Source organism: Arthrobacter sp. NPDC057013 (assembly GCF_042674585.1).
GTDB lineage: Bacteria > Actinomycetota > Actinomycetes > Actinomycetales > Micrococcaceae > Arthrobacter.
Map to the genome: position 1 here is coordinate 19,297 of NZ_JBHUSE010000023.1, position 20,827 is coordinate 40,123.

General features: G+C 67.1%; 19 protein-coding genes. 16 read left to right on the forward strand and 3 right to left on the reverse strand.

Annotated features, from left to right (window positions below):
- The first annotated feature begins 55 nt into the window (after positions 1-55).
- The 6 genes from dapA (at position 56) to ACFTSA_RS21175 (ending at position 7,466) form a co-directional block, all read left to right on the forward strand.
- The gene (gene dapA / locus ACFTSA_RS21150) at positions 56-964 is read left to right on the forward strand and encodes a 4-hydroxy-tetrahydrodipicolinate synthase (protein ID WP_377953814.1); all 909 of its coding nucleotides are present in this window, start codon (positions 56-58) and stop codon (positions 962-964) included.
- Between the two features lie 42 nt (positions 965-1,006).
- The gene (locus ACFTSA_RS21155; RefSeq protein WP_377953816.1) at positions 1,007-2,698 is read left to right on the forward strand and encodes a ribonuclease J; all 1,692 of its coding nucleotides are present in this window, start codon (positions 1,007-1,009) and stop codon (positions 2,696-2,698) included.
- A gap of 84 nt (positions 2,699-2,782) precedes the next feature.
- Positions 2,783-5,671 carry a DNA translocase FtsK gene (locus ACFTSA_RS21160; RefSeq protein ID WP_377953817.1) on the forward strand — a complete coding sequence of 963 codons (2,889 nt, stop codon included), beginning with the start codon at positions 2,783-2,785 and terminating at the stop codon, positions 5,669-5,671.
- 9 nt (positions 5,672-5,680) lie between these two features.
- Positions 5,681-6,340 (forward strand): CDP-diacylglycerol--glycerol-3-phosphate 3-phosphatidyltransferase, encoded by a 660-nt coding sequence (gene pgsA / locus ACFTSA_RS21165; RefSeq protein ID WP_377953819.1) that lies wholly within the window; start codon positions 5,681-5,683, stop codon positions 6,338-6,340.
- Positions 6,337-6,822 carry a CinA family protein gene (locus ACFTSA_RS21170; protein WP_377953821.1) on the forward strand — a complete coding sequence of 162 codons (486 nt, stop codon included), beginning with the start codon at positions 6,337-6,339 and terminating at the stop codon, positions 6,820-6,822. Before pgsA ends, ACFTSA_RS21170 begins: the two co-directional genes overlap by 4 nt.
- Before the next feature lie 191 nt (positions 6,823-7,013).
- Positions 7,014-7,466, forward strand: a complete 453-nt coding sequence (locus ACFTSA_RS21175; protein WP_003798764.1) for a helix-turn-helix domain-containing protein — start codon at positions 7,014-7,016, stop codon at positions 7,464-7,466.
- A 154-nt stretch (positions 7,467-7,620) separates the two neighbouring features.
- Here the strand turns inward: ACFTSA_RS21175 and ACFTSA_RS21180 are convergent, their stop codons facing one another.
- Positions 7,621-8,130 carry a MarR family winged helix-turn-helix transcriptional regulator gene (locus ACFTSA_RS21180; protein WP_377953822.1) on the reverse strand — a complete coding sequence of 170 codons (510 nt, stop codon included), beginning with the start codon at positions 8,128-8,130 and terminating at the stop codon, positions 7,621-7,623.
- A 42-nt stretch (positions 8,131-8,172) separates the two neighbouring features.
- Here ACFTSA_RS21180 and ACFTSA_RS21185 point away from each other — a divergent pair, with 42 nt between their 5' ends.
- The 7 genes from ACFTSA_RS21185 to dapF all read left to right on the forward strand — a co-directional run bounded on the left by ACFTSA_RS21185 (position 8,173) and on the right by dapF (position 14,676).
- The gene (locus tag ACFTSA_RS21185) at positions 8,173-8,412 is read left to right on the forward strand and encodes a DUF3046 domain-containing protein (protein ID WP_377953823.1); all 240 of its coding nucleotides are present in this window, start codon (positions 8,173-8,175) and stop codon (positions 8,410-8,412) included.
- Between the two features lie 208 nt (positions 8,413-8,620).
- The gene (recA, locus tag ACFTSA_RS21190; protein ID WP_003798759.1) at positions 8,621-9,673 is read left to right on the forward strand and encodes a recombinase RecA; all 1,053 of its coding nucleotides are present in this window, start codon (positions 8,621-8,623) and stop codon (positions 9,671-9,673) included.
- Entirely contained in the window at positions 9,660-10,280 is a 621-nt protein-coding gene (locus ACFTSA_RS21195; RefSeq protein WP_377953825.1) for a regulatory protein RecX, read from the forward strand. Before recA ends, ACFTSA_RS21195 begins: the two co-directional genes overlap by 14 nt.
- A gap of 3 nt (positions 10,281-10,283) precedes the next feature.
- Positions 10,284-11,831 (forward strand): tRNA (N6-isopentenyl adenosine(37)-C2)-methylthiotransferase MiaB, encoded by a 1,548-nt coding sequence (gene miaB, locus ACFTSA_RS21200; RefSeq protein ID WP_377953827.1) that lies wholly within the window; start codon positions 10,284-10,286, stop codon positions 11,829-11,831.
- Positions 11,832-11,835: 4 nt separating this feature from the next.
- Positions 11,836-12,735, forward strand: coding sequence for a tRNA (adenosine(37)-N6)-dimethylallyltransferase MiaA (gene miaA, locus ACFTSA_RS21205; RefSeq protein WP_377953828.1), 900 nt, complete (start codon positions 11,836-11,838; stop codon positions 12,733-12,735).
- Between the two features lie 28 nt (positions 12,736-12,763).
- Positions 12,764-13,735, forward strand: a complete 972-nt coding sequence (locus tag ACFTSA_RS21210; protein ID WP_377953829.1) for a DMT family transporter — start codon at positions 12,764-12,766, stop codon at positions 13,733-13,735.
- Positions 13,732-14,676, forward strand: coding sequence for a diaminopimelate epimerase (gene dapF / locus ACFTSA_RS21215; protein ID WP_377953830.1), 945 nt, complete (start codon positions 13,732-13,734; stop codon positions 14,674-14,676). The genes ACFTSA_RS21210 and dapF overlap by 4 nt, the downstream gene beginning before the upstream one ends.
- Here the strand turns inward: dapF and ACFTSA_RS21220 are convergent.
- Positions 14,657-15,271, reverse strand: coding sequence for a class I SAM-dependent methyltransferase (locus ACFTSA_RS21220; protein ID WP_377953831.1), 615 nt, complete (start codon positions 15,269-15,271; stop codon positions 14,657-14,659). The genes dapF and ACFTSA_RS21220 overlap by 20 nt on opposite strands.
- Before the next feature lie 382 nt (positions 15,272-15,653).
- Between ACFTSA_RS21220 and hflX the strand changes: the two genes are divergently transcribed.
- Entirely contained in the window at positions 15,654-17,231 is a 1,578-nt protein-coding gene (gene hflX / locus ACFTSA_RS21225; RefSeq protein ID WP_377953832.1) for a GTPase HflX, read from the forward strand.
- Complete coding sequence (locus ACFTSA_RS21230) at positions 17,224-19,296, forward strand: ATP-dependent DNA helicase (RefSeq protein WP_377953833.1); 2,073 nt, start codon at positions 17,224-17,226, stop codon at positions 19,294-19,296. The genes hflX and ACFTSA_RS21230 overlap by 8 nt, the downstream gene beginning before the upstream one ends.
- Positions 19,297-19,398: 102 nt before the next feature.
- Here the strand turns inward: ACFTSA_RS21230 and lexA are convergent, their stop codons facing one another.
- Positions 19,399-20,145: a transcriptional repressor LexA gene (gene lexA / locus ACFTSA_RS21235; protein WP_377953834.1), complete on the reverse strand. Its 747-nt coding sequence runs from the start codon at positions 20,143-20,145 to the stop codon at positions 19,399-19,401.
- A gap of 309 nt (positions 20,146-20,454) precedes the next feature.
- Between lexA and ACFTSA_RS21240 the strand changes: the two genes are divergently transcribed.
- Positions 20,455-20,823 (forward strand): LysM peptidoglycan-binding domain-containing protein, encoded by a 369-nt coding sequence (locus ACFTSA_RS21240; protein WP_377953837.1) that lies wholly within the window; start codon positions 20,455-20,457, stop codon positions 20,821-20,823.
- Positions 20,824-20,827 lie beyond the last annotated feature (4 nt).

Here is a 20,827-nt window from a genome sequence, read left to right on the forward strand (position 1 = left end):
TCATCACGCGGCGGCCATTGTCCTAACCTGCACGTGACAGGGTAACGTTTTTCCCATGGCTGACACTTCCGCGAACATTCCTGCCCTGGGCACCCTCCTGACCGCAATGGTCACCCCGTTCACCACTGACGGTAAGGTCGATTACCAGCAGGCCGCGGAACTGGCCAGCAAGCTCGTTGACGACGGCTGCGACGGCCTCGTCGTCACGGGAACCACCGGTGAGACGTCCACCCTCACCGACGAGGAAAACCTCGGAATGTTCCGCGCCGTCATGGAAGCCGTTGGCGGCCGCGCCGCCGTCATCGCCGGCACCGGCACCAACGACACCGCCCACTCCGTGCACCTGTCCCAGGAAGCCGCAAAGCTGGGCGTCGACGGTCTGCTGATCGTCACGCCCTACTACAACAAGCCCAGCCAGGCCGGTGTCCGCGCGCACTTCGAGACAGTCGCCTCCGCCACGGACCTGCCCGTCATGCTCTACGACATCCCCGGACGGTCCTCCATCGAGATCGCCCCGGACACCATGATCCGCCTGGCCCAGCACCCGAACATCGTGGCCGTCAAGGACGCCAAGGCCGACTTCGCAGCAGCCACCCGCGTGCTGGCCGAGACCGACCTTGCGTTCTACTCCGGCGACGACGGCCTGACCCTGCAGTGGATGGCCCTGGGCGCCGTGGGCCTCGTGGGCGTCACCACGCACGTCGTTACCCGCCGCTTCCGGGAACTCATCGACGCGATCAACGCGAATGACCTCGGCACGGCCCGCAAGATCAACTTCGAGCTTGAGCCGGTAGTGCGCGCAACCATGACCCGGGTCCAGGGTGCCGTTGCAGCCAAGCAAATTCTTAAATGGCAGGGAGTCCTGCCCAACTCGATTGTCCGCTTGCCCCTCGTGGAGCCGGACGAAGCCGAGATCGAAACCATCCGCGAGGACTTGGCGGAAGGAGGGCTGGTCTTTTCCTGACGGACTGAGACCGGCACTCTTCCGTCTGGAAAGAAGTGCATTATGACCCAAGTAGCCCTCACTGGCCTCGTTACGCCTCCCCGCCTTCCTCAGGGCACCCTGCGGATTGTCCCGCTGGGCGGGCTGGGTGAAATCGGCCGGAACATGGCTGTGTTTGAAATCGACGGCAAGCTGCTGGTTGTCGACTGCGGTGTCCTCTTCCCCGAGGAAACCCAGCCCGGCGTTGACCTCATCCTGCCCGATTTCTCCTACATCGAGGACCGCATCGACGACATCGTCGCCGTGGTCCTCACGCACGGCCACGAGGACCACATCGGAGCCGTTCCGTACCTGCTGCGGCTCCGCAACGACATCCCGCTCGTCGGTTCCCAGCTGACGCTGGCACTCGTTGAGGCCAAGCTGCAGGAACACAGGATCAGGCCCTACACGCTGTCCGTCACCGAGGGACAGGTGGAGCAGTTCGGCCCGTTCCAGTGTGAATTCGTGGCGGTCAACCACTCCATCCCGGACGCCCTGGCCGTGTTCATCCGCACAGCCGGCGGCACGGTGCTGCACACGGGCGACTTCAAGATGGACCAGCTGCCCCTCGACGGCCGCATCACCGACCTCCGGCACTTCGCCAAGCTGGGCGAAGAAGGCGTGGACCTGTTCATGTCGGACTCCACCAACGCCGACGTCCCGGGATTCACCACCGCGGAAAAGGAGATCGGCCCCACCCTGGACCGGCTCTTCGCGCAGGCCTCCAAGCGCATCATCGTGGCGTCGTTCTCCTCGCATGTTCACCGCGTGCAGCAGGTCCTGGACGCCGCAGCCAAGCACGGCCGCAACGTCGCCTTCGTGGGACGCTCCATGGTGCGGAACATGGCCATCGCGGCCAAACTCGGCTACCTGCACGTGCCTGACGGCATCCTGGTGGACCTGAAGAACATCGACACACTGCCGGACAACCGGGTGGTGCTGATGTCGACCGGCTCGCAGGGCGAGCCCATGGCTGCGCTGTCACGCATGGCCAACGGCGACCACCGTGTGGTGGTGGGGGAGGGCGATACCGTCATCCTGGCGTCCAGCCTCATTCCCGGCAACGAGAACGCCGTCTTCCGCATCATCAACGGCCTGCTGAAGCTCGGCGCCGACGTGATCCACAAGGGCAACGCCAAGGTCCATGTGTCCGGGCACGCCGCGGCAGGGGAACTGCTGTACTGCTACAACATCCTCGAGCCGCTCAACGCCATGCCGGTGCACGGCGAGACCCGCCACCTGATCGCCAACGGCAAGATCGCCGAGGAGTCGGGCGTTCCGTCGGCCAGCGTCCTGCTGGCGGACAACGGCACGGTGATTGACCTGCGGGACCACCAGGCCGACATCGTGGGCCAGGTCGAGGTCGGTTTCGTGTACGTGGACGGCTCCAGCGTCGGCGAAATCACCGACGCCGACCTCAAGGACCGCCGCGTCCTGGGCGACGAAGGCTTCATCTCCATCATCACGGTCATCAACCGGGCCACGGGCAAGGTTGTCTCCGGGCCGGAGATCCACGCCCGCGGCGTCGCCGAGGACGACTCGGTCTTCGACGACATCATCCCCAAGATCAACGCCGCGCTGGAGGAGGCCGTGCTCAGCAACGCCGACCACACCAACCACCAGCTGCAGCAGATCATCCGCCGGGTCATCGGCACGTGGGTCAACCGCAAGCTGCGGCGGCGCCCCATGATCATCCCGGTGGTCCTGGAGGCCTAACTGACGGTGCACGGGGGCTGAACACAGCCCCCGTGGGCCCGGAAATCCGCGGTTTCCCGGCTGAAGTGGAGTACCGTGGCAGATATGGCCACTCGTACTTCCCCCGCGCCAAAACGTACCCCCAGCAGTAAATCGGGCGCATCCGCAGGCCGCAGCGGCTCCTCGGCAGCCAAATCCGGCCGGGCCGGATCGTCCGGCGGCAGCGCGCGCACGCGCCAGCTTCCCGCCGTCGAACACCGGCAGCCCTGGCTGCTGCGGGTGGCCGGCGGGGCCTGGCTGGGCATCGGCCACCTGGTGGGCGGGGGAGTGCGCCGCATCGGCCAGGACGTCAGCGACCTCGCACCCGAAGACCGCCGTGACGGGGCCGCCCTGTTCAACCTGGCCCTGGCGGTCTTCATCGCCACCTTCGCCTGGTGGGGTTTCCGCGGCTGGTTCCCTGACGCCGTCTACGCCGTGGTCAACGGCACTTTCGGCTGGATGTCGCTCGTCCTGCCGCTCATGCTCTTCGTCTGCGCGTGCAGGCTGTTCCGGCAGCCCGTCGACGGCCGCGGAAACAACCGGGTGGGGATCGGCTTCCTCATCATGACGTTCGCCGGCTGCGGCATCGCGCACATCGTGGGCGGCCAGCCGACTGTCAGCGAGGGCTTCGACGGGCTGCGGCAGGCCGGCGGCATGCTGGGATTCCTGGCCGCCTCCCCGCTGGCTGCCATCCACCCCGCCGTCCCGGTGGTCCTGTACGGGCTCCTGGCCTTCATGTCCGTGCTCATCGTTACGGCCACGCCGTTCGGAGCGATTCCGCGCAGGCTGCGCGGCGCCTATGAGCACCTCATGGGCATCGACCTCCAGGAGCACGACGGCGACGCCCACGACCGCAGCTACCTGTACGAGAACACCCCTCCGGCACCGAAGAAGAAGCGCAGGCGGCTCTTTGGCAAGGACGAGGAAGCCGATCCCCGGCTGGAAGGCTACGTTGGAGACGAGGCCTTTGAACACGCCGTAATCGACGACGACGACCAGTCACCGGCCGCCGGCAAGGGAGCCCCTGCCGTGGCCCCCGGAGTCCGGCGCCCCACCCAGGCGGAGATCGCCGTCGAGAAGATCAAGGCAGCCCAGGGGCTCGGCGCCAAGAACGCGGACGCCGAGAACGCCACCGAAGCCATTCCCCTTGTGGTCCCGGGCATGGCCGGCTCGGCGAACGCACCCGCCGCAACTCCCGGCGCAGCCGTCCAGGTGCCCTCCAAACCTGTGGCGCCTGCCCCGCTGCCCACCCCCATTCCCCAACGCACCGAGCAGCTGTCCCTCGCGGGCGACGTCACCTACACGCTGCCCTCGTCCGACGTGCTGACGCCCGGATCCGTCCCCAAGGAACGCACGGAAGCGAACGACGCCGTCGTCGCCGCCCTGACGGACACGCTCCAGCAGTTCAACGTGGATGCCTCCGTGACCGGCTTCAGCCGCGGGCCGACCGTGACCCGCTACGAGATCGAACTGGCGCCCGGCACCAAGGTGGAGCGGGTCACCGCGCTCTCCAAAAACATCTCATACGCCGTCGCCTCGAGCGACGTCCGCATCCTCAGCCCCATCCCCGGCAAATCCGCCATCGGCATCGAGATCCCCAACACGGACCGTGAGACCGTGTCGCTGGGCGACGTCCTGCGCAGCCAGAACGCCCGCCGCACGGACCACCCCATGGTCATGGGCGTCGGCAAGGACGTCGAGGGCGGCTACGTCGTGGCCAACCTGGCGAAGATGCCCCACCTGCTGGTGGCCGGTGCCACCGGTGCCGGTAAGTCCTCGTTCGTGAACTCCATGATCACGTCCCTGCTGATGCGGGCCACCCCCGACGAGGTCCGCATGGTCATGGTGGACCCCAAGCGCGTGGAACTTACCGCCTACGAGGGCGTCCCGCACCTCATCACGCCCATCATCACCAACCCCAAGAAGGCGGCCGAGGCGCTCCAGTGGGTGGTCCGCGAAATGGACGCCCGCTATGACGACCTCGCCAACTACGGCTTCAAGCACGTCGACGACTTCAACAAGGCAGTGCGCGCCGGCAAGGTCCAGCCGCCGGTGGACTCCAAGCGCGTCATCCGCCCCTACCCGTACCTCCTGGTGATCGTCGACGAGCTCGCCGACCTGATGATGGTGGCGCCGCGCGACGTCGAGGACTCCATCGTCCGCATCACGCAGCTGGCCCGCGCCGCCGGCATCCACCTGGTGCTCGCCACGCAGCGCCCCTCCGTTGACGTCGTCACCGGCTTGATCAAGGCCAACGTGCCGTCGCGCATGGCCTTCGCCACGTCCTCCGTGACAGACTCCCGCGTGGTCCTGGACCAGCCCGGCGCTGAGAAGCTGATCGGCCAGGGCGACGCCCTGTTCCTTCCGATGGGTGCCTCCAAGGCGATGCGTGTGCAGGGCGCCTGGGTCACCGAATCCGAGATCCACAAGGTGGTTGAACACGTCAAGGGCCAGCTCCAGGCCGTCTACCGTGACGACGTTGCACCCGAAGCGGAGAAGAAGCAGATCGACGACGACATCGGGGACGACCTCGAGGTCCTGCTGCAGGCCACGGAGCTGGTGGTCACCACCCAGTTCGGCTCGACCTCCATGCTGCAGCGCAAGCTCCGCGTCGGGTTCGCCAAGGCCGGCCGCCTCATGGACCTGCTCGAATCACGCGGCGTGGTTGGCCCGTCCGAAGGCTCCAAAGCCCGCGATGTGCTGGTCAAGCCGGACGATCTCGCCGCCGTGCTGGCCGCAATGAAGGGACAGGAAGCTCCGGCAACGCCTGATTCCCAGACCGCCGCGCTCAGCGACAACGCCAACGCGAACATCGCCCAGGGCGGCTACGCGGAGGACCTCGTTGCCGCCGACCTCGACAACCGCACCCAGAGCATCGACTATTACGACGGCGCCGACAGCTCCGGCGACGACGAGGACGGCTCCGAGGACGCCTGGTCCCTCACCGGCCGGTAGCCTAGAAGCGTGACTAGCACCGAAGCGGCCGCGGCCGGCTCCAACAGCTCCGGGATCTGGAATCTCCCCAACATCCTCACGATGCTCCGCATCGTGCTGGTGCCATTCTTCGTGTGGTTCCTCATCGCCGACGCCCCGGGGCTGCACAGCGAGTCCGGCGGCTGGCGCTGGGCAGCAGTGGCGGCGTTCGCCGTCGCGATTTACACGGACAAGCTCGACGGCGACATCGCCCGCAGCAGGGGACTGGTCACCGACTTCGGCAAGATTGCCGACCCCATCGCGGACAAACTGCTGACCGGATCCGCCCTGGTCATGCTGTCCGTCCTGAATGAGCTCCCGTGGTGGATCACCCTGGTGATCCTGGTCCGGGAGTGGGGGATCACGGCGCTGCGCTTCTTCGTGATCCGGTACGGCGTCATCCCTGCCTCACGCGGCGGCAAGCTCAAAACGGTGGTCCAGACCGTCGCCATCTTCCTTTACCTTCTTCCGCTGGCTTCCGTCGCACCGTGGCTGACCTGGGTGGCACTGGCGGTAATGCTGGCGGCCGTGCTGATCACCGTCTGGACCGGAGCCGAATACGTCGTTCAGGCGCTGAAAGTCAGGTCGGAGGGGCTCCGACGGCGCGCTGCTGACGCCGGCCAGGCAGGACAAGAGGAGGGCCAGCCGTGACGAATCTGCACCGGATAGCCGGGGAGGCCGTCGCTGCGGCCGTTGGCCGTGGCGTCACTGTGGCCACCGCCGAGTCGCTCACGGCCGGAATGGTCGCGGCCGTGCTGGCCGATACCCCGGGGGCGTCCGCGATGCTGCAGGGCGGCGTTATCTCCTACAACAACACCGTGAAGCGCGACGTCCTTGGCGTTCCGCAGGACCTGCTGGACGCCGTCGGGTCGGTGGATGAAGCAGTGGCCGCGGCCATGGCGGAAGGCGCCCGGCGGGTCTGCGGTGCGGACCTGGCCGTCTCCACGACGGGCGTGGCGGGGCCCGACGCACATGACGGAAAGGCCGTGGGAACCGTGTTCGTCGGCGTCGCCACCGCAGACGGTGTGCAGACTTTTCCCTACAGTTTCCAGGGCACCCGGGCAGAAATCCGCGGGCTGGCCTGTGGCGCCGCTTTGGAGCGTCTTCAGGACGCCCTGGCTGCGTTAAGCTGAGTTTCCGGATTCGCCGGGCTGGCCCAGTGACTGCGCTAAGCTACCCGGAGTAAGGTTGCCGGGAACAAAAAGCGATTCCGAATAGTTGTCACATTGTGTCGCCTCTCCTTGAGGGAGGCGCCTAGGATGAAGAGAACATATGCGGTTTACGTCACAGTGAACCGGAACCATGAGGGAGCAAGGCGATACAGATGGTAAAGCAGCCCGTGTCCGTAAACGGCGTTGTCCGCTGGAAGGACGTGGGCCTCGCCGATCAGGCCAAGAGCGAACAGAAGGAGCGCAAGATGGTTGTACTTCGTCACGAAATCGGTGATGTATTGCGCGATGTCCGCCAGCGTCAGGGGCGTACCCTCCGCGAAGTCTCGCACAGCGCCCGGGTCTCCCTGGGTTACCTGAGTGAAGTCGAACGCGGTCAGAAGGAAGCTTCGTCGGAACTCCTGTCCTCGATCTGTTCGGCGCTGGATGTTCCGCTTTCCAGCATGCTCCGTGAGGTCAGCGACCGCGTGGCTGTCGCCGAGGGCGTTGCCGTGCCGGACACCGTGCCGCAGGAATTCTCCCAGCGTTACGGCCGTGACCTTGAGCGCGACCTGAGCAGCGAGCTGAACAACGAGCTCGCCACGGAAATGCTTTCCGGCGCCCGGTAAAACACAATCCGGTAACCCGGGCCAGATACCTACAGCGAAGGCCTCCGGCATTGTGCCGGAGGCCTTCGTCGCGCCCTGAAGTTCCTGCTGGGGAGGCGCCGTGCTTCTGTCATGCCGTGCTGTTATGCGGTGCTTCTGTCATACGGCGGTCCTGTCAGGGGGCACCGTCGCGGGGGAATCCGTCGCGCTCGTAGGTGGCGTTGAGCTTGGCCATGTAGGCGGCCAGCGCCTCAAGGTCTTCCACCGGCCATTCGCCCAGGCGCTCCCGGAACACCTGCCGTCGGGCATCCTGCACCTGGTGCATCTTCTCTTCGCCCTCGGCGGTGAGCCGGATCGTTTGCGCCCGGCCGTCCAGCGGGTCGGCTTCCTTAAGGACCAAGCCGATGCTCTCCAGGAACGCGATCTGCCTGCTCACCGAGGGCTTGCCGACGCCGATGCAGGATGCGAGTTCGGTGAGCCGGATGGGGCCGCTTTTGCGTATGACGGTCAGCAGGCCGTAGGCGGCGGGCTCCATGTCCGGATGGACCTCGCGCGACAGCTGCTGGGAAACGGACCGGGCCCGTCGCCAGAAAATGCTGATCTGATGCTCCACGTTGGTCAGTGCCGTATCAAGCGTGTCCTCGAAGGGGGCAACGGCTCCGGGGGCTTCAGCGGGGTTGCTCATGGCAACCATTCTAGAGTCAGCGCCCGTGAGAGACTGTATTGAGTGAGGATTAGTGATTTCTGGCGGCTAATGGACGACGAATTCGGGGCCGGCTACTCGCGCGTGCTGGGCGGTTCCCTCGTCCTTGCCGGCGTCGGCGGCCGGACAGCGGACCAGGCCCTCGCCGCCGGCGTCAATCCGCGCGATGTCTGGCTCGCGGTGTGCGACGTGCAGGACGTTCCCGAGGAGCGCCGTCTCGGCCGCGATATCAAGCCGCGGCATAACGGACCGGACCTGGTCTGAGAGGCTGCCCGCCCCGCCCGGAAGCTGCTGACACGCCGACCGATTGTTCGAATATCTGTTCGGGTGCGACTATGCTTTTTGCCAGCGGGTTATCCACATACGTACGCCTGCCCGGTAAGAATGTCAGCGGGTGGCACTAGCGTCGGTGATGACAGACAAAGGGCCGCAGAGGCCCCTCCAAAGCGAGAAAGCATTAGAGGTGTGAACCATGGCGGCAGCCCCGGATCGTGAAAAAGCGCTGGAAGCAGCGCTCGCGCAGATTGACAAGCAGTTCGGCAAGGGGTCGATCATGCGGCTGGGCGACGAAACACGCGCCCCCATCGAGGTCATCCCCACCGGCTCCATCGCGCTGGACGTCGCCCTGGGAATCGGCGGTCTCCCGCGCGGACGCGTCGTGGAGATCTATGGCCCGGAATCGTCAGGTAAGACCACCGTGGCCCTGCACGCCGTGGCCAACGCCCAGCGGGCCGGCGGCATCGCCGCGTTCATCGACGCCGAGCACGCCCTCGATCCCGAGTACGCCGCCAAGCTCGGCGTGGACACGGACGCCCTGCTGGTCTCCCAGCCGGACACCGGTGAGCAGGCCCTGGAGATCATGGACATGCTGGTGGGCTCCGGTTCACTGGACATCGTGGTCATCGACTCCGTGGCAGCCCTGGTGCCGCGCGCGGAAATCGAAGGCGACATGGGCGACAGCCACGTCGGCCTGCAGGCACGCCTCATGAGCCAGGCCCTGCGAAAGATCACCGGCCGGCTGAGCCAGACCAAGACCACCGCCATCTTCATCAACCAGCTCCGCGAAAAGATCGGCGTGTTTTTCGGTTCCCCGGAAACCACCACCGGTGGTAAGGCGCTGAAGTTCTACGCGTCCGTGCGCATCGACGTCCGCCGCATCCAGACCCTGAAGGAGGGTGCCGATTCCGTCGGCAACCGCACCAAGGCCAAGATCGTCAAGAACAAGATGGCCCCGCCCTTCAAGATCGCCGAATTCGACATCATCTACGGCCAGGGCATCTCGCGCGAGGGCGGCATCATCGACATGGGCGTGGAGCACGGCATCATCAAGAAGTCGGGATCCTGGTTCACCTACGACGGCGATCAGCTCGGCCAGGGTATGGAGAACTCGCGCCGCTTCCTGCGCGACAACCCCGAACTCGCCGCGGAGCTCGAACGGCTCATCAAGGAAAAGCTCGGGGTGGGAACCAAGCCCGCCGCGGACGCCGAAGCCTCACCGAAGCTGAAGGCCGTTGACGGCTTCTAGCAAACGCCGGTCCCCTCAGGCCTTCGCCAGGGCTGGAGGGGACCGCACCGCAGAACCCGGCTCGCGGACAGGAGCCCAACCGGAACCTGAGGGGGACCGGGACGCGGACCCGGCGTCGGTGGCGCGCGCCATCGTACTGCGCCAGCTGACCGCATCACCCAAGAGCCGGCTGCAGCTGGAACGCAAGCTGGCCGAGCGCAACGTGCCTGAGGACGTCGCCGCGGCCGTGCTGGACCGCTTCGAAGAGGTCCGGCTTGTCGACGATGCGGAATTCGCTGACATGTGGGTGCGGAGCCGGTCCCAGTCGCGCAAACTGGCCAAGGGGGCCCTCCGCCGGGAACTGGCGGACAAGGGCATTGACGCTGACACGGCGGCCTCGGCCCTGGAACAGCTCAGTGACGAGGACGAGGAAGCCGCCGCCCGCCATCTCGTGGAACGCAAGCTGCGGCCGGAGGCCGACCTGTCGGACCGGGCGGAGCGGGACAAAACCACGCGGCGGCTCGCGTCCATGCTTGCCCGGAAGGGGTACCAGCCTTCCCAGGCGTTCCGGATCGTGGCCGAGGTCCTGGACGCTGCAGAAGGTAGTGGGCACAGCCGGTACCCTTAATGGGTGAGTCTGACCTACCCTTCCCCCGCAAACGGCACCGAGAACGACCCCGCTGGTGACGCCGCCGTGCACCGCACCTACCAGGTGCGCACCTTCGGCTGCCAGATGAATGTTCACGACTCCGAGCGAATGGCGGGGATGCTGGAGGCCGCCGGCTACGTGCCGGCGGACGGCGCCCAGGCCGACGTCGTGGTCTTCAACACCTGCGCGGTGCGGGAAAACGCCGACAACAAGCTCTACGGCAACCTCGGCCAGCTGGCGCCGGTCAAGGCAGCCAACCCGGGGATGCAGATTGCCGTGGGCGGTTGCCTTGCCCAGAAGGACCGCGAGACCATCCTGAAGAAGGCGCCATGGGTCGATGCCGTCTTCGGCACGCACAACGTCGGCGCCCTGCCCGCCCTCCTGGACCGGGCACGCCACAACAACGAGGCGCAGCTGGAGATCCTCGAGTCGCTGGACGTCTTCCCCTCCACGCTGCCCACCAAGCGCGACTCGGTCTACTCGGGCTGGGTGTCCATTTCTGTTGGCTGCAACAACACCTGCACCTTCTGCATCGTCCCTGCCCTGCGCGGCAAAGAAAAGGACCGCCGGCCGGGGGAGATCCTCGCCGAGGTCCAGGCGCTGGTGGATGACGGCGCCATCGAGGTGACGCTCCTCGGCCAGAACGTGAACTCGTACGGCGTGGAGTTCGGTGACCGCCAGGCCTTCTCCAAGCTGCTGCGCGCCTGCGGCGAGATCCCGGGCCTGGAGCGGGTACGCTTCACGAGCCCCCACCCGGCCGCGTTCACCGATGACGTCATCGATGCCATGGCCGAGACGCCCAACGTCATGCCGCAGCTGCACATGCCGCTCCAGTCGGGGTCGGACAAGGTGCTGCGGGACATGAAGCGCTCGTACCGCTCGGCGAAGTTCCTTGGCATCCTGGACAAGGTCCGGGCCAAGATGCCGCACGCGGCGATCTCCACGGACATCATCGTCGGGTTCCCGGGGGAGACGGAGGAGGACTTCCAGGCGACCCTTGACGTCGTCGAAAAGTCACGCTTCGCCACCGCCTTCACCTTCCAGTATTCCAAGCGGCCCGGCACGCCGGCAGCCGACCTGCCGGACCAGCTGCCCAAGGCCGTCGTACAGGAACGCTTTGAGCGGCTTACCGCGCTCCAGGACCGCATCGCCGCCGAAGAGAACGCCAAGCAGCTCGGCCGCCGCGTGGAGGTCATGGTCACCGCCCAGTCCGGCCGCAAATCCGAGGAAACGCACCGGCTCTCAGGCCGTTCACAGGACCAGCGCCTGGTTCACTTCACCGTGCCCGAGGGCGCTCCTGCGCCGAGGCCCGGTGACCTGGTGACGGTGACCATTACAGAGGCGGCCGCCTTCCACCTGATCGCCGACCCCGCCACCGCAGCCGACTACTCCCTGCGCCGGTCCCGTGCGGGCGATGCCTGGGACAGGGCGCAGGCCGATTCCTGCGGGGCGCCGGCACCCGGTGCAGCAGGGGCCGGCAGGACTGGCGTGTCGCTTGGCATGCCCTCGCTCCCGGTGCGGAGCCGCTGACCCGGTGGCGGGCCAGCCCCCCGTCATAGCCGTCGTCGGACCCACCGGATCGGGAAAGTCAGACCTCGCCGTCGAACTTGCCCTGGCCCTGGACGGCGAGGTGATCAACGCCGACGCCATGCAGTTCTACCGCGGCATGGACATCGGCACTGCCAAGGTCACCGAGGCCGAACAGCGGGGCGTCCGGCACCACCTGCTGGACATCCTGGACGTGACGCAGGAAGCGTCGGTGTCCGACTTCCAGCAGCAGGCCAGGGCCGCCGTCGCCGACATCCACCGCCGCGGCAAACGCGCGGTTCTGGCCGGCGGGTCCGGCCTGTATGTCCGCGCCGCCCTCGACGTGCTGGACTTCCCAGGGACCGACCCTGAAATCCGCGGCCGGCTCGAACGGGAGAACGCCGAGGCAGGCACCGAGGTGCTGCTGGACCGGCTCCGGGCGGTGGATCCCGTTTCCGCCGGGCGCCTCGGCGACGCCCGCCGCATCGTCCGCGCGCTGGAGGTGTTCGAACTGACGGGCCGCCCGTTCAGCTCCTTCATGCCAACGCGCGAGTACCACCAGCCGGCCGTCCAGATCGGCCTGGCGGTGGATCGGGAGCAGCTGCGCGACCGGCTCGCCGTCCGCGTGCACAGGATGGTGGAGCGGGGGCTGCTGGCGGAGGTTGAACGGCTGGACGCCCAAGGCCTGCGCCGCGGCAAGACGGCCCCGCGCGCACTGGGCTACGCCCAGTTCCTCAAAGTGCTCGACGGCGAAGCGGACGTCGCGCAGGCGGCCGACGAGACCATCGTGGCCACCCGGCAGTTCGCCCGAAGGCAGCTCACGTGGTTCCGCGCCGATCCCCGCATCAGCTGGCTGGACTGGCAGGACCCCGAGCTGGCGGCAAAGGCCGCCGACCTCTGCCGCTGAGCCCCAACGCACTGGAAGAGAAGCCCCCATGACCGTCACCGTTGCCACCACGCCCAAGCGCACCCCGCGGCGGAGCCTCACCGTTGCAGTCGCCTCGCTGCTGGGCGCGACGCTGTTCTGGGCCGGCAACTACGTCGTCGGGGCTGGCGCCGTCGAGAGCATCGACCCCCTCAGCCTGGTCCTGCTGCGCTGGTCGCTGGCCCTGGTTCCGCTGCTGGCCATCGCCCAGCTGGTGGAGCGCCCGCAATGGCGCCAGGTGCTGGCCGCATGGCCGTGGCTGATCGCACTGAGTGTATCCGGGCTGCTGGGCTACAACCTGCTTCTGTACACGGCCCTCGAGCACACGGATGCATTCAACGCATCCCTCATCAATGCGTTCAACCCTGCGCTGATCACCCTGGCCGCTGCTGCTTTCCTGCGCGAACGCCTGACCCGCCGGGCAGTGGGCGGCGTCCTGATCGCTCTCGTCGGCGTTCTTCTGGTCCTCAGTAACGGGGACGTTGGCAAGCTGCTGCACGCCGGATTCGGCACCGGTGAGCTGTTCATGATCGGGGCAATTACAGCGTGGTCCACCTATGCGATTATCGGGCGCCTCGCCCCGCCGCTGCCGCCGATAACCGCCACGGCCATCCAGGCCGCGATCACCATCGTGGTGCTCACGCCGTTCAGCCTCGCTGCCGGCGGTCCGGCCCTCCCGTCCGGGCAGGGTGCCATCGCTTCCCTGGCCTTCATAGCGATTTTTCCTTCGGTGCTGTCCTACTTGCTCTGGAACCGCGCGCTGACGGTCATTCCCGCGGGCAAGGCGGGAGTGTTCCTTAACCTCATCACCGTCTTCACGGCCTTGTTCACCATCCTCTCCGGACACCCCTACACCGTTGCCCAGGTAGCAGGCGGAGTGATTGTCATCGCCGGCATCCTCCTCACCAGCGCGCGCGGACTGGGTGCTAAAGCTGGACCGTTTTTCGGGCGCCGCCGGCGGGCGGGTAACCTTGAACCATGAATGAAACCCTTGCAGAAACAGCCCGGCCCGCCGCCACCACGCTGAGCGGACTGCGGTTCTCCAAGGGCCATGGCACCGGCAACGACTTCGTCCTGGTTGCGGACCCCGAGGGCGTGCACGCCATCTCCCCGGAGCAGGTCGCCCAGCTGTGCGACCGCCACCGCGGCATCGGCGGTGACGGCCTCATCCGGGCCGTCCCGTCCCGTCTCCTGGACGAGGGCCGGCAGATACTCGCCGAAAACCCCGACGCGGAGTGGTTCATGGATTACCGCAACGGTGACGGATCCCTGTCGGAGATGTGCGGCAACGGTGTGCGCGTGTTCGTCCACTTCCTGCTGGCCGAAGGCCTGGTTGAGCTGCCTGCCGGCGGCTCGCTGACCATCGGCACCCGTGGCGGCGTCAAGACCATCGTCCGCTCAGGTGACGGCTACGCCGTCGACATGGGCCCCTGGGAGTTCATCTTCCCGGACGAGGCGGCGGCCCGCGCCATGGATTCGTTGGTCAGTGCCGACGGTCTCGAGGTGCCGCGGCCGGCGCTGTCCGTCAGCATGGGCAATCCCCACACGGTCGTCGCACTGGCGGAGTTGTCCGAACTCCGGGACACCAGGCTCTTCACCGCCCCGCATGTCGACCCGACTCCCGCACATGGCACCAATGTCGAGTTTGTCGTCCCGGCCGAGCCTCTGGTGCACGACGGCGTGGGCACCGTGACCATGCGAGTCCACGAACGCGGCGTGGGTGAAACGCAGTCCTGCGGTACCGGTGCCTGTGCCGCGGCGGTGGCCATCCGCCACTGGGCCGGGCAGGGCGCCCCGGATGCCTGGCAGGTGAAGGTGCCGGGCGGCGTCGTCGGTGTGAAGTTCTTCACGGTCGCCGGCGGCCGTGAGCACGTGGAACTCAGCGGCCCGGCAGCGATCGTCGCTACCGGGACGCTTTCCTGACCCGCAGGATCCTGAACGACTTGGACGTGCTCTCCCGTGTCACAGTAAAGGTGTCGTCCAGGACCTCCGCCAGCCAGCGCTGAAGCGAATCCGAGCCCAGGTTCTTCTGCACCACCAGCCACGCCGAACCGCCCGGTGCCAGCCTCGGCAGCCATTGCAGGAGGAGCGAGTGCAGTTCATCCTTGCCGATCCGGATCGGCGGGTTGGACCAGATGGTGTCGAAGCGGATCCCGGGGTCGACGCCCTCCGGTGTGCTGGCCGCGACGTTGTTCAGTCCAAGCAGTTCGGCATTCCCGTTCGTGAGCGCGATGCAGCGTTCATTGACGTCCACCGCGTACACCTGCGCGTGCGGTGCCCGCAGCGCCATGGTCAGGGCGATGGGTCCCCAGCCGCAGCCGATGTCCAGCAGGTTTCCCTGCGGGGCGGGCGCGGGGACCTCGGCCAGCAGGATGGCCGTTCCCTTGTCGATGCCGTCCGGGCTGAAGATGCCGGAGGAGGTCTGCAGCTTCCGCGTTTCACCGGCCAGCTCCACTGTGAGGGGCTTGCGGGTGAACGGCCCCGCGGGTGAGGCGCTGAAATAGTGGGCAGACTCCATAACTGGCCAGATTAGTGGGCCACCCGCCTGATGGGAAACCGGCCGGCTGCCAAAACCGGCCCTGGTGTTCTGCTATCCTTGTAGGCATGTTCCTGATTTTTGAGTAGCCGGCTTTCTTTGCCCGCGGCCTTCAGCCGCCGGTACCGGCCCGGGGCTTCCTTCCGGTGCGATGCAGGTTTTCAATACCTTCCGCCCGGAGCGCATTTTGAACAAGCGCAGCCCATCCAGCACTCGATCAGCCCACTTCCCGCCGGCCCAGCGCGTCCGCTGCCGGCATGTCAGGAGCACCTCTATGACCCCTCGCAGTCAGCCCAGCGCGAATACCGCAGCCAAGGGCGCCAATCAGCACTATTCTGAAGATGCAGAACCTTCAAAGGAGACCATGACCAATCAGCAAAATTCCGGATCCGAGCCAGCCGCCCAGGACATGAGTCCCGAGGAGATCCAGGCTGTCATCGACCGGATTCTCGCCAAGGACGTCCCGGCCAAGAACGCAGCGGCAGCCGACGGCAGCCGCGCCGACAGCAAGGGTGTCCTGGGCAAGGCGCAGGCCATCTCGCAGCTCGCCGAAGAGCACAGCACGTTCGACGGCGACCAGCAGGACCTCGAGGAACGCCGGGCACTGCGGCGCACGGCCGGGCTCTCCACCGAACTGGAGGACGTCACCGAGGTCGAATACCGGCAGCTGCGCCTGGAACGCGTTGTCCTTGCCGGCCTCTGGAGCGAGGGAACCCTGGCTGACGCCGAAAACTCGCTGCGCGAACTCGCAGCACTGGCGGAAACGGCCGGTTCGGAAGTCCTCGACGGGCTGGTCCAGCGGCGGGCCAAGCCGGACCCCGGCACCTTCCTCGGCGCGGGCAAGGCTCTAGAGCTCAAGGACGTCGTGATGTCCACCGGCGCCGACACCGTCGTGGTGGACGCCGAACTCGCGCCGTCCCAGCGGCGCGGCCTTGAAGACATCGTCAAGGTGAAGGTCATCGACCGCACGGCCCTCATCCTGGACATCTTCGCCCAGCACGCCAAGAGCCGCGAAGGCAAGGCCCAGGTGGAGCTGGCGCAGCTGGAATACCTCCTCCCGCGCCTGCGCGGCTGGGGCGAATCCATGTCCCGCCAGGCCGGTGGCCAGGTGGGCGGCGCAGGAGCCGGCATGGGCTCGCGCGGTCCCGGTGAAACCAAGATCGAACTTGACCGGCGACGGATCCGCACCAGGATGGCCAAGCTGCGGCGCGAGATCGCCGCGATGAAGCCGGCACGGGAGACCAAGCGGGCCAACCGCCGTCGTAATGAAGTTCCGTCAGTGGCCATTGCCGGCTACACCAACGCCGGCAAGTCCTCGCTGCTGAACCGCCTGACCGACGCCGGCGTGCTGGTGGAGAACGCCCTGTTCGCCACCCTGGACCCCACCGTCCGCAAGGCCGAGACCTCCGACGGCGTCGGCTACACGCTGGCGGACACCGTGGGCTTCGTCCGGTCGCTTCCCACCCAGCTGGTGGAGGCCTTCCGCTCCACCCTTGAGGAAGTGGCCGATGCCGACCTGATCCTGCACGTTGTGGACGTGTCCCACCCGGACCCGGAGGGCCAGATCGCCGCCGTGCGCTCGGTCTTCGCCGAGGTGGACGCCCGCAAGGTGCCCGAGATCATCGTCCTGAACAAGGCCGACGCCGCCGATCCTTTCGTGGTGGAGCGGCTGAAGCAGCGCGAGCCGCGGCACGTGGTGGTTTCGGCACGCACCGGGGAGGGCATCGCCGAACTGCTCGCAGCCATCAGCGAGTCCATCCCGCGGCCGAACGTCAAGATGCAGCTCCTGGTCCCGTACCACCGCGGCGATCTCATCAGCAAGCTGCACGACTCCGACGCGGAGATCCTGAGCCTGGACCACGAGGAGGGTGGTACACGCGCCGTGGTCATGGTCCGGGAAGGCCTCGCGGCTGAACTGGAATCCTTCAGCACCGATGACTGACGGGGCGGCAGCCGCCGGCGCCGCGGACGATCCCTCCGCCACGGCCGGCGAGCAGCGTGTGCTTGACCTGCTCGACCGCGCGGTGGCGGGCATGGGCGGCCAAAGCCGCAGCGGCCAGCACGAGATGGCCCGTCAGGTGGCCCGCGCGATAGAAACGGGCGACCACCTGCTGGTGCAGGCCGGCACCGGTACCGGCAAGTCGCTGGCCTACCTGGTCCCGCTTATCGCGCACTCGCTCGAGAGCGACAAGCCTGCGCTCGTGTCAACCGCCACCCTCGCGCTGCAGACCCAGATCGTGGGCCGGGACCTTCCCCGGCTGCTGGAAAGCCTCAAACCGGCACTCGACCGGCCGGTGAAGATTGCGCTGGTCAAGGGCCGCGCCAACTACGTCTGCCGGCACAAGCTTGAGGGCGGCTTTCCCTCCGAGGAGCCCTCGGAGGGACAGCTCTTCTCGCTGGGGGAGGACACCAGCGTCCCGCACTTCGCCGCGTCGGTGGGCGGCCCCTCGTCGCAGCTCGGCAAGGAGGTGGTCCGGCTCCGCGAATGGGCCGAGCAGACCACCACTGGCGACCGCGACGAGCTGCTTCCCGGCGTCACGGACCGGGCCTGGCGGCAGGTGTCCGTCACCTCGATGGAATGCCTCGGCTCGCAGAAGTGCCCCCTCGCCGAAGAATGCTTCAGTGAGCTCGCCCGCCATAACGCCACGGAGGCCGACGTCGTGGTGACCAACCACGCCATGCTCGCCGTCAGCGCCTTCGAGGGCCTGGCGGTGCTGCCGGAGTACGACGTCGTGGTGGTGGACGAGGCCCACGAACTCCAGGACCGGGTGACCGGCGCGGTTTCGGGCCAGCTTTCCGTGGCCATGGTCCATGCCGCGGCGTCAGGCGCCCGGAAGCACACCGGCATCACCGTGGACGCGCTCAACACCGCGGCTGCCAACCTTGAGGTGGCCCTCGCCGGCGTTCCCAGCGGCCTGCTGCCTAACGGCCTGAACGATGAGCAGCTGGACTGTGTGGACCAGCTCCGTGAGGCCTGCCGGGCGGCCCTGTCGGATTCCAAGGGAGACAGCAATACAACGGCCGACGGCGGGCGGCAGCTGGCACGCTCCCGCCTCCTGGTGATTTTGGAGCTTTGTGAACGGCTCGTTGCCGCCCGGGAAAACCGTGAGGTGGTCTGGTTCTCCCGGAACAGCACGTTTGACCCGCAGCAGGGATACTCGGCGCCCGACGAGACTGCCCCGGCACTGGTCAACATCGCCCCGCTGAGCGTTGCGGGCCGGCTCCGGGAGGGCCTGTTCGCCGGTCATACCGTGGTGCTGACGTCGGCCACCCTCGCCATCGGCTCTGCCTTCGAACCTGCCGCGGGCGGGCTCGGGCTGGTCGGGGAAGGCGCTCCGAGCTGGACCGGCGTCGACGTGGGCTCGCCCTTTGACTACCCGCGGCAGGGCATACTCTACGTAGCGGGTCACCTGCCGAAGCCTGGCCGCGGCACCTCGCCTGAGGCGCTGGACGAACTCGAGTCACTGATCCGCGCGTCCGGCGGGGGAGCGCTCTGCCTGTTCTCCTCCCGGCGGGCCGCCGAGGAAGCGGCAGACGCCCTGCGCGACCGGCTGGATATCAGCATTCTTTGCCAGGGCGAGTCCACCATGACGGCCCTCGTGAAGCAGTTCGCGGACGAGCCGGACACCTGCCTGTTCGGCACGATGTCATTGTGGCAGGGCGTCGATGTGCCGGGTGGGTCGTGCCGTCTGGTGGTGATTGACAGGATTCCCTTCCCGCGGCCTGATGATCCGCTGATGACGGCGCGGTCGCGGGCTGTTGCCCAAGCGGGCGGCAACGGCTTCATGTCCGTGTCCGCCACGCACGCGGCCATCAGGCTTGCCCAGGGGGCCGGGCGGCTCATTCGGTCCACGGATGACAGGGGTGTCGTGGCGGTGCTGGACTCCCGGCTGTCCACGGAACGCTATGGCGGGTTCCTGCGGGCTGCCCTGCCGCCGTTCTGGCCCACGACCGACCGGAAGACCGCCGTCGCGGCCCTCGAAAGGCTCGCCGGCGCGCAGGCATGAGGAAGCCCCGGGCTGCGGCAGCCCGGGGCCGCAGGTCCTGTCCGCTGGTTACGCACCCATGGTTCTGTGCCGTTGGTTCCCTGGGGACAGGCCCAAAGGGGGCTACAGCGAGCGGAGTACGGAAACCACCTTGCCCATGACCACCGCGTGGTCGCCGAGGATGGGTTCGTACTGCGTGTTCTGCGGCAGGAGCCAGGTGTGGCCGTCCCGCTGCCGGAAGGTCTTGACCGTGGCTTCATCGTCGAGCAGTGCCGCGACGATGTCGCCGTTGACGGCGTCGCTCTGCCGCCGGACCACAACCCAGTCCCCGTCGCAGATGGCGGCGTCCACCATGGAGTCGCCCGCGACCTTGAGCATGAACAGTTCCCCGTGGCCCACCAGCTGGCGGGGCAGCGGCATCAGCTCCTCCACCATCTGATCGGCGAGTATGGGGCCGCCGGCGGCGATCCGGCCGACCAGCGGCACCATGGCGGTGTCCATCGCGCTGGGCAGTTCGGACACGGAGCCGCCCGCCGCGCTGAGGGCCGGGGCTCTGTCAGCGCCGCCGGATTTCGCCGTCCCCGCATCCAGGGTGAGCGGCATCAGGACCTCCATGGCGCGCGGCCGCTTGGGGTCGCGCCGCAGGTAGCCGAGCTTTTCCAGCTGCGAAAGCTGATGGGTCACGCTGGAGAGGCTGGCCAGGCCGACGGTGTCGCCGATTTCCCGCATCGACGGCGGGTAGCCGTTCTCGTTGACCGAACGCTGGATGGTTTCCAGGATCTTCTTCTGGCGGAGTGTAAGTCCCTTGGGGGTCCGCTGAGACCGCGGGCTGCGCTGGGGAGCCTTGCCGTCAGAGGCTTGTGCTGCCATGTTCGCCAACGCCTTTCCGTTCCTCCCGGCCGCGGTAGCTGCTCCGGCCGGGAACTTCCGGCCTGAAAAATGTCAGACCCTGCTGATCAACTGCAGTTGTGGTTGTTCCTTGATTTCCAACGTAGGCCAGCCATACGGCTTTTTCAAACATTTGTTCTAGCGAGTCTCGACTTAATTCGTTGATAGGTGCTAAAACTAGGAAAAGCAAAGTTCGAACATGTGTTCTAGTTAAGGCTGTTTGTCAGTCCGGTGTTCGAACTGTTTGTTCGAACGCGAGGCAGTACAACTTGGTCCAGGAGGGCTCACGCCATGTCAGCTTCAACAGCAGCAACAACTTCCACGGCAGTTTCCCGGCCCGGCAGGCCGCCGCGCCTGCGCCTCACCCGCCGTGGCCGGATTGTCCTGATCGGCCTCCCGCTTGTCCTGCTCGCCGCCGTGCTCCTGTCTCTGACCGGGCTGCTGAACTCGCCGGCCAAGGCGGCGGACAGCGCCGGCGGCCTCTCCGTTACGCCGACGGTCTCGGTCACGGTGCAGCCCGGAGAATCGCTGTGGGCGATCGCCGGCAAGGTCGATCCGAACCGCGATCCACGGGATGTGATTGCGGACATTGTCCAGCTCAACGACCTTCAGGCCGGGAAGGTCATGCCAGGGCAGCAGCTTTTTGTGCCGAACAAGTAGCGCT